The 14284-nt window shown below is 71.7% G+C and carries 12 protein-coding genes; 6 read left to right on the top strand and 6 right to left on the bottom strand.

The genetic code is table 11. The features are described from left to right. Positions 1-33: 33 nt before the first annotated feature. Positions 34-417, bottom strand: coding sequence for an STAS domain-containing protein (locus tag ACZ7M2_RS19830; protein ID WP_180292960.1), 384 nt, complete (start codon positions 415-417; stop codon positions 34-36). Between the two features lie 395 nt (positions 418-812). On the opposite strand from ACZ7M2_RS19830, the gene ACZ7M2_RS19835 reads away from it, so the two are divergent. After that, positions 813-1394 (top strand): sigma-70 family RNA polymerase sigma factor, encoded by a 582-nt coding sequence (locus tag ACZ7M2_RS19835; protein ID WP_101404421.1) that lies wholly within the window; start codon positions 813-815, stop codon positions 1392-1394. Next, positions 1391-2851: a zf-HC2 domain-containing protein gene (locus ACZ7M2_RS19840; protein ID WP_471596351.1), complete on the top strand. Its 1461-nt coding sequence runs from the start codon at positions 1391-1393 to the stop codon at positions 2849-2851. The genes ACZ7M2_RS19835 and ACZ7M2_RS19840 overlap by 4 nt, the downstream gene beginning before the upstream one ends. Before the next feature lie 62 nt (positions 2852-2913). On the opposite strand, the gene purU is transcribed toward ACZ7M2_RS19840, so the two are convergent. Beyond that, positions 2914-3795, bottom strand: a complete 882-nt coding sequence (purU, locus tag ACZ7M2_RS19845) for a formyltetrahydrofolate deformylase (protein ID WP_352044141.1) — start codon at positions 3793-3795, stop codon at positions 2914-2916. Positions 3796-3881: 86 nt separating this feature from the next. Next, positions 3882-4328 (bottom strand): SCO4402 family protein, encoded by a 447-nt coding sequence (locus tag ACZ7M2_RS19850; protein ID WP_352044140.1) that lies wholly within the window; start codon positions 4326-4328, stop codon positions 3882-3884. A 171-nt stretch (positions 4329-4499) separates the two neighbouring features. On the opposite strand from ACZ7M2_RS19850, the gene ACZ7M2_RS19855 reads away from it, so the two are divergent. Continuing rightward, on the top strand, positions 4500-5828 hold the full coding sequence (locus ACZ7M2_RS19855) for an ABC transporter substrate-binding protein (protein WP_471596352.1): 1329 nt from the start codon (positions 4500-4502) through the stop codon (positions 5826-5828). A 45-nt stretch (positions 5829-5873) separates the two neighbouring features. Here ACZ7M2_RS19855 and ACZ7M2_RS19860 read toward each other — a convergent pair whose 3' ends face one another. Next, complete coding sequence (locus tag ACZ7M2_RS19860) at positions 5874-7652, bottom strand: DNA polymerase III subunit gamma/tau domain-containing protein (protein WP_471596353.1); 1779 nt, start codon at positions 7650-7652, stop codon at positions 5874-5876. A gap of 225 nt (positions 7653-7877) precedes the next feature. Beyond that, complete coding sequence (locus ACZ7M2_RS19865) at positions 7878-9263, bottom strand: transcriptional regulator (protein WP_266625679.1); 1386 nt, start codon at positions 9261-9263, stop codon at positions 7878-7880. 297 nt (positions 9264-9560) lie between these two features. On the opposite strand from ACZ7M2_RS19865, the gene ACZ7M2_RS19870 reads away from it, so the two are divergent. The 3 genes from ACZ7M2_RS19870 (at position 9561) to ACZ7M2_RS19880 (ending at position 12730) form a co-directional block, all read left to right on the top strand. After that, a complete protein-coding gene (locus ACZ7M2_RS19870) occupies positions 9561-10223 on the top strand; it encodes a bifunctional DNA primase/polymerase (protein WP_352044137.1) in 663 nt (220 codons plus the stop codon). 93 nt (positions 10224-10316) lie between these two features. Then, on the top strand, positions 10317-11111 hold the full coding sequence (locus tag ACZ7M2_RS19875; RefSeq protein ID WP_352044136.1) for an ABC transporter ATP-binding protein: 795 nt from the start codon (positions 10317-10319) through the stop codon (positions 11109-11111). Further along, positions 11108-12730 carry a transporter gene (locus tag ACZ7M2_RS19880; protein WP_471596354.1) on the top strand — a complete coding sequence of 541 codons (1623 nt, stop codon included), beginning with the start codon at positions 11108-11110 and terminating at the stop codon, positions 12728-12730. Before ACZ7M2_RS19875 ends, ACZ7M2_RS19880 begins: the two co-directional genes overlap by 4 nt. A gap of 222 nt (positions 12731-12952) precedes the next feature. Here the strand turns inward: ACZ7M2_RS19880 and ACZ7M2_RS19885 are convergent, their stop codons facing one another. Beyond that, positions 12953-13828, bottom strand: coding sequence for an alpha/beta fold hydrolase (locus ACZ7M2_RS19885; protein WP_471596355.1), 876 nt, complete (start codon positions 13826-13828; stop codon positions 12953-12955). Positions 13829-14284: the final 456 nt, after the last annotated feature.

The raw sequence follows: 14284 nt of genomic DNA on the forward strand, positions 1-14284 counted from the left end.
GAGGGAATTCCCGGACAACTGTGTGGCGCGGGCTCACGCCGACAGCGGGCTCGACTCCTCGTCGACGGCCGAGACGACGTCCGGATAGACGTCGAAGAGGCGGCGCACGCCGAGGGCCCCGAGAACGCGGTTGACGTGGGAGACGTCGGACGCGCCCTGGGCCGGCAGGATCAGCCGCAGGCGCCCCTGGCAGGAGCGGACCAGGCGGCGGGTCGCGATGAGGACGCCGACGCCGCTGGAGTCGCAGAAGAGGACCTCGGAGAGGTCGAGGACCAGACTGTGGCGACCCTCCGCGACCGCCTCGTGCACCCGTCGGCGCAGCACCGGAGACGTGACGAGATCCATCTCGCCCGACACCCGGAGCACGGCCCACTCACCCCACTCGCCCCACTCGTCGTCGGTCACCTTGAGCGTCACCACAACGCCTCCCGCTCGCCTCGCCCGCCGGAAACGGAAGCACTACTTACGCTTCCTGTCAGCGCGGCTGCCCCACCGTCGTTCCATGAAACACCGGTAGGCGTTCGATGAAACGTCGGTCTACGGTCGAAAACGCTGGACGACCGAGCTGTTTCGGTCGTTCAGTGGTCACGTACGGTCTAATTCGATCGGATCCAAGGGGGGAAGCGATGGGCTTCTACCATCCGGACCCCGTCCAGGGGCGCACATTGACGTAAAGGGGCGTGCGCTGTCGGACGTGCCGACTACATTCGAGACAGCGATGCACACAGGCTGGACGGGGACGCCGGCCGCCGACAGGTAGGGACAGGGACGGCAGGGACAGGCGCCGGGCAGGAGCAGAGTGAGGGGGCCGCATGGCGACGAAGGACGCACCGCCCCGCTGGGACCGCAAGATGCAGCAGCGGCTCGCACGCGGGGAGGCGGCCGCGCTCGGTGAGCTCTACGACCGGTTCGCCTCGCTGGTGCACGGCCTCGCGCACCGCGTGCTCGGCGACGAACGGGCCGCCGACAACATCACCCGCGAGGTGTTCGCCCACGTCTGGCAGAGTCCCGAGTCGTACGACCCCAAGCAGGGGCCCCTGCGTTCCTGGATCGCCACGCTGACCCACCGGCTCGCCGTGCAGCGGCTGCGCGCCACCGAGACCGCCGCGCTCGCCCTGGACGGCGGCGGCACCACCGAGGAGTTGGAACGCAAGGTGCGCAGCGCCTCCGTCGCAGCCCGCGCGGACTACATCGTCACGTCCATGCCGACCCCACTGCGGGCCGCCCTGGAGCTGGCGTACTTCCAGCGTCGCGACTACCGCCAGGCCGCCGCCGACCTCGGCGTCACCGAGGACGAGGCCCGTCGCCGGCTCCGCCTCGGCCTGCAACTGCTGTCCACCGCCCACGACGCCGGGCTCTCCGGCACGCCGCCCGAATACGGAGGTGCGCGGTGAGCGGAGGAGCGGACCGGTTCGGGCCCTTCGACGAGCCTTTCGACGAACACGAGGAGCACGAGGCGCACGAGCAGGGCGGTGAGGGGGACGGCGAGGACTCAGGCGGGCGCGCACAGGAGGAGGCCGGCCAGAGTTCCGGCGGGCCCCGCGACGACGACGGCGGTCATGGTGACGGCCCTGTCGGAGGAGGCGATGACGGCGGCGGGGGTGACGGCGGCGGGTTCACCGGGCCCGCAGGGCCGGGGCAGCCGCCGCGCATCCCCATGCCGCGTTCCTCCGTCGAGGACACCGGACTGCCGCTGCCGGAACCCGCGCCCCTCTTCCTGGAACACCGGGTGCTGAAGTCGCTGCTCGGCGCGTGGGCGCTGGCCGCCTGCTCGGCGCAGGAGACGGCGGCGGTCGAGGAGCACCTCGGGGAGTGCGGTTCGTGCGCGGACGAGGCGCTGCGGCTGCGCGGGGCGGTCGGGCTGCTGCACCCGCCGGAGAGCCTCGATCTCGACCCGACGCTGCGCACCCGGGTCCTGGAGGGCTGCCTGGACCGGCGTCCGGCGCGTATCCCGGTACCCGAGTGGGCGACGCCCTACGACGCGGAGGCCGCGCGGCTCGACGCGCTGTTGCAGGACATAGGAGACGCGGAGTGGCACGCGCCGGTGCGGTTGCGCTGGTTCGAGGGTGACGGGCCCGTGAGCCGGCGTACGACGGTGGCCGGGGTCATCGCGCATCTGCTCTCCGTGGACGGGCTGGTGGGGATCGCGCTGGGCCTGGAGGACCCGCTCGGCGGCACGACGGCCGAGAAGACCGAGGCGGAGGGGGCGGCCGCGGGCGCCCCGACCCCTTCGCAGCGCACCGAGGCGTACTGGCGTGCCTCGCACTTCCCGCCCACCCGGGCCGTGCGCGCGCCCTGGCGGGAGCAGAGCCACCACATCGTGCGCACGGTGTCGTTCGCGGGCGGAGGCTCCGGGCGGCTCGCCGTGTCGTACGGCGGATTCGCACTGCCGCTCAGCGACTCGCTGCTGGACCGCGCCTTCGAGTGCTGGGTGCACGCGGGGGACATCGCGGACGCCGTGGACTATCCGTACGAGCCGCCCGCGCCACGTCATCTGCACCGGATGATCGACCTGGCGGCGCGGATGCTGCCCGTGTCGCTCGCCGAGCGGCGGCGGGCGGGGCTGTCGGCTCCGGCGCCCCGTCGGCTCGTCGCCGCCGGGGCACCCGGGCGCAGTCTGCGTCTGGAGATCGAGGGCTCCGGCGGGGGCGAGTGGCTGATCCCGCTCGACTCCCCGGCGAGCGTCGCCTCCGCCGAGCACGAGGTCGCACATGTCGCGCTGGACGGGGTGGAGTTCTGCCGGCTGGCGGCGGGGCATGTGTCGCCGGAGGAAGCGGCGGCGGGTCAGGTGGGCGACCGCGAGGCCATCAGAGACGTACTCTTCGCCGCCGCGTCCCTGAGCCGGATGTAGGCCGCCCCGTCCACCCGCGGCCGAAACGATCCCCGGGGCCGGAGGCGAAGCGTCCGCGTGTCCTACGCGAACACCACCGTGCGGCGGCCGTTCAGGAGGATCCGGCGCTCGGCGTGCCACTTCACCGCGCGCGCCAGCGCCTGGCACTCCACGTCCCGCCCGATGGCGACCAGCCCGTCGGGCGTCACGTCGTGGCCGACGCGCTCGACCTCCTGCTCGATGATCGGCCCCTCGTCGAGGTCGGCGGTGACGTAGTGCGCCGTCGCGCCGATCAGCTTCACACCGCGCGCATGCGCCTGGTGGTACGGCTTCGCGCCCTTGAAGCTCGGCAGGAAGGAGTGGTGGATGTTGATGATCCGGCCGCTGAGCTGCTTGCACAGGTCGTCCGAGAGCACCTGCATGTAGCGGGCCAGCACGACCAGCTCGACCCCTTCGGAGCGGACCAGTTCGAGCAGCTGCGCCTCGGCCTGCGCCTTCGTGTCCTTCGTCACCGGAATGTGGTGGAAGGGGACGTCGTACGAGGCCACGAGCTCGGCGAAGTCCGTGTGGTTGGAGACCACGGCCGCGATGTCGACGCGCAGCGCGCCGGTCCGCGCGCGGAAGAGCAGGTCGTTCAGACAGTGGCCGAACTTGCTGACCATCAGCACGACCCGCATCTTGTCCTCGGCCCGGTTGAGCTGCCAGTCCATGTGGAAGGAGTCACCGATCGCCGCGAAGCTCGCGCGCAGCTTGTCCACGGTCACCGGCGCCTCCGCCGAGAAGTGGACGCGCATGAAGAACAGTCCCGTGTCGTGGTCGCCGAACTGCTGGCTGTCCTCGATGTTGCAGCCGGTCATGAAGAGGTAGCTCGACACGGCGTGCACGATTCCCTGCTTGTCCGGGCAGGAGAGGGTCAGGACGTACTGTTCGGCGAGCGCGGCGGCGCCGGTGGACTGATCGTTCATGCAGGACAGGGTCCCATACGAGGCACCGCGCCGGACGGACCGTCCCGCCACGCGGACGCCACGCGGAGCGTCCCGCCGTGCGGACGCTACGCCGAGCGCGTCAGGATCCGCAGGACCTCCAGCGTCCGCGGCGCGATGTCCGGATCCTCACCGTCGCTCACCGCGAGACGTACGTGCGCGTCGCGCGCCGCCCGCAGTGCCTCCGGCCACGCCTGGTGGTCGAGGTAGGCGGAGACGGGGGCGTCGGGCCCGACCTGGTGCATGATCCGCAGGACGCGGAGCACGGCGGTGTCGACGAGGGCCGCCTCCTGGGAGTCCCGGAAGATCGTGCCGACGTACTTCTCGGCGGACCAGTTGTCCAGCCAGGTGTCCTCGACCAGGCGGTACACGGCGTCGGTGACGTCCCCGTACCCGTCGATCCCGGCGAGCCAGACGTCACGTTGGAAGGTGGGGTCGGAGAGCATGTGCAGCGCGGAACGCACATTGCTGCGCCAGCGCCACCAGGGCATGTCGTTCAGTGGCATGCCGCCCATGGTGGAGGAGCGACGGCCGCGACGGGAAGAGTTCTCCGAACCTTGCACAGTCGACGATCGTACGTTCTCCGCGAAAATGCGATCATCGCCCCCCGTAATTCACCTCTACGTCACCTCACGTTGACCACGGGTCACACGCAGGTTAGTGATGTGACGGAATCGTGCGTGTCCATGACCGGTAGGCGACGCACCAGCACCACCCCACCCGACCACCTCCAGCGAACCGGGTCCAGAGTCTCGACGAAGGTCAAGGCCAGAGCCCTTTTCGCGGGCGCGGTGGTGGCGTGCGCGTCGATCGCTGTCGGGTGCGGCGTCGTCCCCGGTATCACGGGGGGCTCCGGGGACGACCCCATCACCGTCATGACCTGGGCGCCGCAGGACACCCCCGCGACCAACAAGCCCGGCATGCCCGCCATGGCCGAGGCCTACGCGCGCTGGGTCAACGCGAACGGTGGCATCAACGGCCACAAGCTCAAGGTCCTGACCTGCAACGACCACAACGACACCGTGTACGCGGCGAAGTGCGCCCGGCGCGCGGCCGACGAGAACGTGGTCGCGGTCGTCGGCTCCTACAGCCAGCACGGCCGTTCCTTCCTGGCCCCGCTGGAGGCCGCCGGCATCCCGTACATCGGCGGCTACGGCGTCACCGACGACGAGTTCTCGAGCCCGCTCTCCTACCCGATCAACGGCGGCGAGCCGGCCCTGCTGGCCGGTCTCGGGGAGCAGCTCGGCAAGACGTGCGGCCCGGTGTCGCTCGTCCGCCCCGACACCGTCGCGGGCGACCAGCTCCCGGTGCTGCTGAACGCCGGCCTGAAGGCGGAGGGCCACGCGCCCGGCACCGACCAGCGGGCCGCCGAAGACGCGACCGAGTACTCGCAGCAGACCCAGCTCGCACTCAGCCGCGCGAGCGCGGACCCGCTCAAGCGGGGCTGTGTGGTGTCCGCGCTCGGGGACCGTACGGAGACCTTCATGGACTCGTTCCGGCGCGACCGCCAGGACTATCCGAAGGTCGGCACGGGCACGGTGCTGGGCAGCCTCAACCAGTCCCTGATCGATTCCACCGGAGGCCAGTCGAGCCCGTACGAGGGCGCGCACGTCACCGGCTGGTACCCGGTGGCGAGCGACAAGCGCTGGGACCCGATGCGCAAGGTGATCAAGGAGCAGGCCTTCGGCGACAACCGGATCGACCCCGCGGACGCCGGCGTGCAGACCACCTGGATCGCATACAACGTGCTCAAGTCGGTCATCGAGTCACTGGGCGACAACCAGGTGACCTCGCTCGCGATCCGGCACGCCCTCGACAACGGCCTCAAGGTCACCACCGGCCGGCTCACCCCGACCCTCAGCTGGCGCTACGAGGACCTGATCGCGGCCGTCGACTTCCCGCGCCTGGTCAACGCCCACGTCACCTTCCAGGTCGTACGCAAGGGTCAGCTGGCCTCGGAGCGCAACGGGTTCATCGACGTGTCGAAGACGCTGGAGAACGCGGACTCGAACTGACACCCGGGCTCGGACCGGGCTGACACCCGGGCTCGGACCGGGCGGTCACAGCTGGGTCGTCGTGCGCCGCGTCAGCCCGTAGGTCGAAGCGATCGAGTTCCACAGCCTGGCGGCCTTCGCCTTCTGCGCGCTCGCGGTGCCGCTGGCCTGGTTGGCCGCCGAGGTCTGACCGGTGGTGCGGGCGTGGCCCTTCTTGCAGCCCTTCCTGCCCTTGACCTGGTCGGCCCACGCCGCGTAGTGGTTGTCGGCCGACGCGGAGGCCTGCCACGCACTGTTCAGCGCGGCGGTCAGCTGGGCGTTGTTCGCAAGCTTGTCGACCGAGAGAGCGCCGAGCCTGGTCACCAGTCCGGACCGCTGCTTGGCCGCGTCGCGCAGGTCACTGGCCGCCTGGTCCAGGTTGTTGCACGCCTTCACGTTCTCCACGGCGTTGATCACCGAGTCGCGGCTGTTGTTGCTGTCCGCGAGGAGCTTGTCCAGCGCGACGGCCTGCGCCTTGGCCGGGTCGGCCCCCGACGACGAGCCGTCCGTGGGCGCGGCCGTCGCCGACACGTTCTTGCTGCTGTCGTTCTTGCCGCTGTCGCTGCCTCCGCCGCCGCTGAGCATGGCGCCGGCCCCGATACCGAGCACGACGATGCCGATCCCGACACCGGCGATCAGCGGGACGCGCGAGCGGCTCCGTCCACCACGGCCACCGCCGCTGCCGTCGTCGGCCGCGCCGCGCCGGGTGGCGGCCCGCCCGCCCGGCGCTCCGGGCATCCCCGGGGCCTGCGCGGCATACGGGGCGTGCGGAGTGTGGGGGGCGTGCGGGGCAGGGGCCTCGAACCGCGGCAGCTGCTGCGTGGACGCGGGCCCCTCCGACGCGCCCGGCGCGCCGGGCGCACTGCGGAACAGGTTGTCGAACTCCGCGGGCGGCTGCCGGTCCTCCGGTCCGCCCGGACGTATGCCGTACGGCGCCGCGCCAGGCTCGGCGGGCACGGGGGCGATGTACTGCGTGGCCTCGGCGTCGGGGTGCGCGGTCGGGGGCAGCGGCCCCGAAGACACCTCGGGCGGCAACGCACCCGGGCCCACCGGCGGGATGTACTGCGTGGCCCCTTCGGCGGGCGTGGCGGGGACGGGCGGCAGGAACTGGGTCGCGCCCTCGGCCGCGGCCGGAACCGGCGGGATGTACTGCGTGGCGCCCTCGTCGACGGCGGGCGGCAGCGCCCCGGGAACGGCGGGCGGCAGCGCGGCGGCGTGCGCATGCCCGCCCTGCTGCTGGGGTACGACACCGCCCTGGTGGCCGCCGTACATCGGATCCTGTCGGCCGCCGTAGGAGGAAGTCTCCTGACCGCCGTACGACGGCGGCTGCTCCCCGTACGGCTGCTGCTCCCCGTACGACGGCGGCTGGGTGCCCTCGGCCGGCAGCGGGCCGCCGGGGGCCTGCTGGGCCGGGAAGCCCTGCTGCTGGGCCGGGGCGGCGCCCCAGCCCTGCGCCGGCTGCTCGGGCGCGGCCCAGGTCTGGGTGGACGGGTCGTGACCGCCCCAGTCCGGGGTGGGGGCGTTGGTGGGGGCGCTGGACGGGGACGGCTCGGAGCCACCCCACGTCTGGGTGCCGTTCACGGGCGCTCCCCAGCCCTCGGCCGGCTGCGGGGCCGGTGCCGCCGACTGGTCCGGTCCCCACGGCTGGTCCCAGGTCTGACCGCTCGCCGGGATCGCCGGGGCCGCCGGAACGGCCCGGTCGCCCGTCATACCCGGCAACAGCGGTTCGCCGCCGTCGGAGGGCAGCACGATGCCTTCGCGCGCCGCGCGCGCCGAGGGCTGCTCGCCCTGTCCACTCTGCGTCACCGGGACTCCTACTAATGGGGGACCTTCGGAATCGTCGGCTCACGCTACCGGGTCCCCCCGCGCCCGTGCCACGCAGCACAGGTCGTTACCCCCGTCCCCTGTGACCGGGGTAACGAATACGCCCCACCGTGCGCTGTATCTGACTCCTCCCACTCCAAGCGCCTTCGTTAGCCCGGCGTTCACGCCTGTGCACACCGCGTGTTCACCGGCGCACACATGATCCACTCACGCCGCCGCCTGCAACTCCATCCGCGCCCCGAACTCCCGCACCACCGCCTCGTCCCGGTACGGCTCGAGGCGCTGCTGGAAGTCGTCCAGGTACTCGGCGCCACGGTTGGAGCGGAGCGTGCCGAGGAGTTCGACCGCGCGCAGACCCGTGTGGCACGCCTGTTCCACCTCGCGCTGCTGGACCTGCGCGGTGGCCAGCAGGACGTAACCGATGGCCCGGCGGCGGGCCCGCGACTCCGGATGCCCGGCGAGGGACTCCTCGGCGCAGCGCGCGGCGGCCTCCGCCTGACCAAGGTCACGGTGGCAGTGCGCCAACTCGTCGGCGAGATAGGCCTCGTCGAAGTGCGCGATCCACGTCGGGTCGTCCCCCGAGGCCGCGTCGGCGCCCTCGAGCGCGGTGATCGCACGCCCGGACGCCACCTGCGCGGCGCGCGCGTCGCCCATCAGGGCGTGCCCGCGCGCCTCTGCGGCGTGGAACATCGACTCCGCGCGCGGTGTCACCCGCCCCCGCGCCCCCTCCTGCGCCGCGCGTGCCAACTGCGCGATCTCACGCGGGTTGCCGAGCTGCGCCGCGAGGTGGCTCATGGACGCGGCCAGCACGTACCCGCCGTATCCCCGGTCCCCGGCCGCCTGGGCGAGCCGCAGCGCCTGGATGTAGTAGCGCTGGGCGAGGCCCGGTTGGCCGGTGTCGATGGCCATGTAGCCCGCGAGTTCCGTCAACCGCGAGACGGCCGAGAAGAGTTCACGTCCGACGCCCTCCCGGTACGAACCCGCGAGCAGCCCGGAGACCACGCTGTTGAGGTAGTGCACGACGACCGGGCGCACATGCCCGCTGCCGTACTGGTGGTCCAGATCGGTGAGCGCCTGGGTCATCGCGCGGACCGCCGCCACGTCCGAGAGCCCGACCCGTGGACCCGCCGCACGCGCCACCTGCGAGTCCGGCGCGGAGATCAGCCAGTCGCGGCTCGGCTCGACGAGCGCGGAGGCGGCGACGGACGAGCCGGACAGGAAGTCCCTGCGCCCGACGTCACTGCGCCACAGCTCACACACCTGCTCGATGGCGCCGAGGACGGTCGGCGAGAACTGCAACCCCACGCCCGACGCGAGGTTCTTGCCGTTGGCCATGCCGATCTCGTCGATCGTGACCGTACGGCCCAGCTTGCGGCCGAGCGCCTCGGCGATGATCGCGGGAGCGCGCCCCCTCGGCTGCTGACCGCGCAGCCAGCGCGCCACCGAGGTCTTGTCGTAGCGCAGATCGAGGCCGTGCTCGGCGCCGCACATGTTGACCCGGCGGGCCAGGCCGGCGTTGGAACAGCCCGCTTCCTGGATGAGCGCCTGCAGCCGTTCGTTCGGCTGCCTGGCGACGAGAGGCCTTGCGGCCATGGCGTACCCCCTGTGGCTGCGGTGCCTGCCCACGCACCGAGTTGACGTGTCCTCATCGGCCAACCACAGCGAAGGAAGTCGGCCATGAAGATCAATGCCCCGCCGACATACCGAAGATGCGAGACATGTGAGGATTGCCGGGGTACAGGCGGTTGCCCGACCCCACCCCTGGTTACCCACGACCCGCTGCCGTTCCCCCTGCGCGCCCCCACCTGTGCATCCATGCGCCCCGCACGCGGGAACGATGCCCCTCCCCCGCGCACGGGACCCCCGTAACCCCCTGTGGCAGCTAGAGTTGTGTTCATCGTGGAAGAGACCATCGCGGGGCCCGAGGCCGTCCAAATCCCGAAGCAGCGTGGCGAATCACTACTTGACACCGCCGTGCGATATGCCGAAGAACGCCATTGGGACGTGTTCCCGGGCACGTGGCTGGAGGTCGTCGACGGGATGCAACGCTGCTCCTGTGGCGAGGCCACCTGTCCCACGCCGGGCGCACACGCGGCGCGCGAGGACTGGGCGACACAGGCGACGGGCAGTGCGACCGTCGCACGCCGGATGTGGTCGAAGCAGCCGAACGCGTCGATCCTGCTGCCCACCGGGCGTACGTTCGACGCGATCGATGTGCCGGAGACGGCCGGGTTCCTCGCGCTCGCCCGCATGGAGCGGATGGAGCTGACGCTGGGACCGGTGACGTGCACGCCGGACCGGCGCATGCACTTCTTCGTCCTTCCCGGCGCCGCGGTGAAGGTCCCCGACCTGGTACGCCGACTGGGCTGGCCGCCCGCCTCCCTCGACCTGATCACCCTGGGCGAAGGCTCCTACGTGGCGGCTCCGCCCACCCGGCTCGGTTCGCGGGGTGCGGTGCAGTGGGCCTGCCGGCCGACGCCGGCGAATCGGTGGCTGCCGGACGCGGAGGAACTGATCTCGCCGCTTGCCTATGCGTGCGGCAGGGACCGATGACCGTGGTTCGGCGCCGTTCCTGAGCCGCGGGTTCGTCGTGGCTGGTCGCGCAGTTCCTCGCGCCCCTGAAACCTTGCCCCTTAGGGTGCTCACATGGCCGAGCAAACAGGGGCAGACGTTCCCGCCGTCCGTGTACGCGGGCTCTGGAAGCGGTTCGGGGAGCAGGTCGCCGTCGCCGGGATCGATCTGGAGTTGCCCGCGGGGCGGTTCATCGGGCTCGTAGGGCCCAACGGCGCGGGCAAGACGACCACCCTCTCGATGGTGACCGGGCTGCTCAGGCCCGACCAGGGCGGCGTCGAGGTCGTCGGCCACGACGTCTGGCGCGACCCGGCGGCGGTGAAGGCCCGGATCGGCATACTCCCCGAGGGCCTGCGGCTCTTCGAACGGCTCTCCGGGCGTGAGCTCCTCGCCTACACCGGCCGGCTGCGCGGCCTGCCCGGCGCCGAGGTCGACAAGCGCACCACCCAGCTCCTCGACGTCCTCGACCTCGCGGGCGCCCAGCACAAACTCGTCGTCGACTACTCGACGGGCATGCGCAAGAAGATCGGTCTCGCCGCCGCTCTCCTCCACAACCCCGAGGTCCTCTTCCTCGACGAGCCGTTCGAGGGCGTCGACCCCGTCTCCGCGCAGACCATCCGCGGCGTCCTGGAGCGCTACACCGCTTCGGGCGCCACGGTCGTCTTCTCCTCCCACGTCATGGAACTCGTCGAATCGCTGTGCGACTGGGTGGCCGTCATGGTCGCGGGGCGCATCCGCGCGCACGGCCCGCTCGCGGAGGTCCGCGGCGACGCGCCCTCCCTCCAGCAGGCGTTCCTGGAACTGGTCGGCGCACAGGGCCGCGACCACGGGGCCGACCTGGACTGGCTGGGCGGCGGGGCGACGCGATGAGCACGAGCACCTCCGGAGTCTCCTCCGAGGCCTCGATCACCCCCGTCGTCGTACGGCTGAAGCTGTCGCTGCTGCGCAACGGGCTGCGGCAGTCGGCCGGGCGGCGGGCCGCGTACATCACCTCGGTCGTCGTCGTCCTCCTCTTCGCCGCCCTCCAACTGCTCGGCCTCATCGCCCTGCGCGGCAACGCGCACGCCGCGTCCGTCACCGTCCTGCTGATCGCGGTCATGGCGCTCGGCTGGGCCGTGATGCCGCTGTTCTTCCCCAGCGGCGACGAGACCCTCGACCCGACGCGGCTCGTCATGCTGCCGTTGCGACCGGACCCGCTGGTCCGGGCGCTGCTCATGGCCTCACTGGTCGGTATCGGACCGCTGTTCACCCTGTGCCTGCTGGTCGGTTCCGTGATCTCCGTGGCGCACGGCACGGCGGCGTACGTCACCGGTGTCGTGGCCGTGCCGTTGGCGCTGCTCGTCTGTGTGGCCCTCGCGCGGGCCGTCGCCGCCGCCAACATCCGGCTGCTGTCCAGCCGCAAGGGCCGCGACCTGGCCGTACTGAGCGGCCTCGTCATCGCGATCGGCGCGCAGCTCGTCAACTTCGGCGCGCAGCGGCTCGGTTCGGCGGGCGGACTGTCCCGGCTCGACCCGGCGGCGGACGTGCTGCGCTGGGTGCCGCCCGGGTCGGCGATCGGCGCGGTGGACTCGATGAGCAAGGGCTCGTACGGGGTGGGGGTCGCCCAACTCGTCCTGAGCGTGGCGGCGCTGGCGGGGCTGCTGGCGCTCTGGTCGAGGCACCTGACCCGGCTGATGACCTCCCCGGACGGGTCGACGTTGCAGGCGGGCGAAAGTGCCGCGCGGGAGCGGGTTCCGACGGGCGGGCTGCGCCGGCTGCTGCCCTCGGGGCGCACCGGGACCGTGATGGAGCGCAGCCTGCGGTACGTGTGGCGCGACCCGAAGACGAAGGCCGCGTGGGTGACCTCGTTGGCGATCGGGCTGATCGTGCCCGTGTTCAACGCCCTGCAGGGCACCGGCTCGATCTACTTCGCGTGCTTCGCGGCCGGGATGCTCGGCATCCAGATGTACAACCAGTTCGGCCAGGACACCTCCGCGTTCTGGATGGTCGCGATGACCATCGCCTCCCCGCACGACGCGTACGTCGAACTGCGCGGGCGTGCGCTGGCGCTGCTGGTGATCACCTTGCCGTACGCGACCCTCGTGACCGTGCTGACGACGGCGATGCTCGACGACTGGTCCAAGCTGCCCGAGGTGCTCGGCCTGTCCTTCGCGCTGCTCGGCGCGATGCTGGCGACCGGCGCCTGGTCCTCGGCCCGCTTCCCGTACTCGATCCCACAGGAGGGCTACAAGAACGTGGCTCCCGGGCAGGCGGGCCTCGCCTGGATCGCCATCTTCGGCGGAATGGTCTCGGCGGCGCTGCTGACCGCTCCCGTCATCGCCCTCACGATCTGGCTGAACGTGACGGCGGACGGGGACCGGTGGAGCTGGCTGCTGCTGCCGCTGGGGGCCGGATACGGGGCGCTGATCACGGCGTTCGGGCTGCGGATGGCGGCGCCACGGACGGCCCGGCGGCTGCCGGAGATCCTGGCGGCGGTCAGCAAGGGCTGAGCCCCGCGGGCCTGGACCTGATCCAAACGACAGGGCCTGGGGCCTGTCGTTTGGATCAGGTCGTTTCAGGCGACGGGACTTGATCAGTGCCGGTGAGCGGGGTCCGGTGCGTGCAGCTGCAAGGCGGAGGAGGGAGTGATGGCGGAGCCATGGCGACCGACGACAACGCCGCAGATGTGCGTGCCGGGTCCCGCGGCCCAGGCCTGATCCAAACGACAGGTCCTAGCGGTCCTGGCCGGTGAGTACGCCGTCGAGGAAGGGCTCGATCGCGGCGCGCCACGCCTCCGGCTGGTCGTAGTGCACGAGGTGACCGGCGTCGGCCACCTCCGCGTACTGGCCGTGCGGCAGGACGCGGACCATCTCCTGGGCCTCGGCCCGGCCGAGCTCGCCGTCCAGACCCCGTACGACCAGTGCGGGGCACTGGACCTGGGCGAGCTCCTCCCAGTGGGCGTCGTACACCCAGGTCTGGCGGGACTTGAGCATCTGCTCGGGTTCGAAGACCGGGCGCCAGCCGTCGGCGGACTCGTGCATCACCTCGGCGTAGAACTCGCCGCGGGACGGGTTCGGGCGCTCCACCCAGGGGTCGTCCTCGCCGAACCACTTCCGTACGTCGGCGAGCGTGGCGAAGGGCACGGGCCAGGCCCTGAACCAGTCCTCCCACTCACGCTGCGACGCGGCCCCTAACGCCGAGGCCCGCATGTCGCAGATGATCAGCCCGCGGACGAGGTCGGGGCGCTTGGCGGCGAGCTGCCAGCCGGTCAGCGCGCCCATCGCGTGGCCGATGAGGACGGTCGGGGCGAGACCCAGCTGCTCGAGAGCGGCCTCGACGTCCTCGACGTACGCCTCCCGCGTGTACTGCCCCTCGGGCGCCTTGTCGCTCTGGCCGTGGCCGCGCTGGTCGAGGGCGACCGCGCGGTGCCGCTCGGAGAGCCAGCGGGCGGTGGACGCCCAGTGGGAGGCGCGGCCCATGAGGCCGTGCAGAAGCAGCACGCCGGGCGCGGGCGGGGTCCTGGGCGGGTCGCTCTTGGGAGGATCGGCGAACTCCCAGGCAGCGAGGCGTAGGCCGCCCGCGCCCGTCACGTCGATGCGCCGCACCATAGGTCTGGCACCCCCCTAGCTCGCTCGGACCGCTCGCTCCCGCTCGAGTCGGCCGGTCCACTCGTACCGCTTCCTACCGCGCTTACTGCCGCGCTTCCTGCTGCTGTCGTGCCGCTTTCGTGCCGTTGAGTCTGCTGATGTACTGCTCTACGTGTACCCGATTTGCCTGTGATACGCCGCCAGGCTATCGAATGAACATTCGAAAATACTCCTCTCGGTGGCAACACCCCTCGTTCGAGTGACCACACTCGGGGATTGACCGCCGCCGCCGAGGGGAGATCTTCAGCGGGAGGCGGACCGCTCGGGGAAATTGGTCCGAAGGGGATGACCCTGGGAGCTCGGGGCTCCGGGTCAGCACAGGGGAGGACAGGCCCCGGCGCCGTAAAGCGCCGGGGCCCTCTCCACATCTACGGCACATCCTCCCCGCCCCCTCCCCAACCGTGCGACATCCCTCTT

The sequence above is a fragment of the Streptomyces sp. NPDC111507 genome (assembly GCF_055638955.1).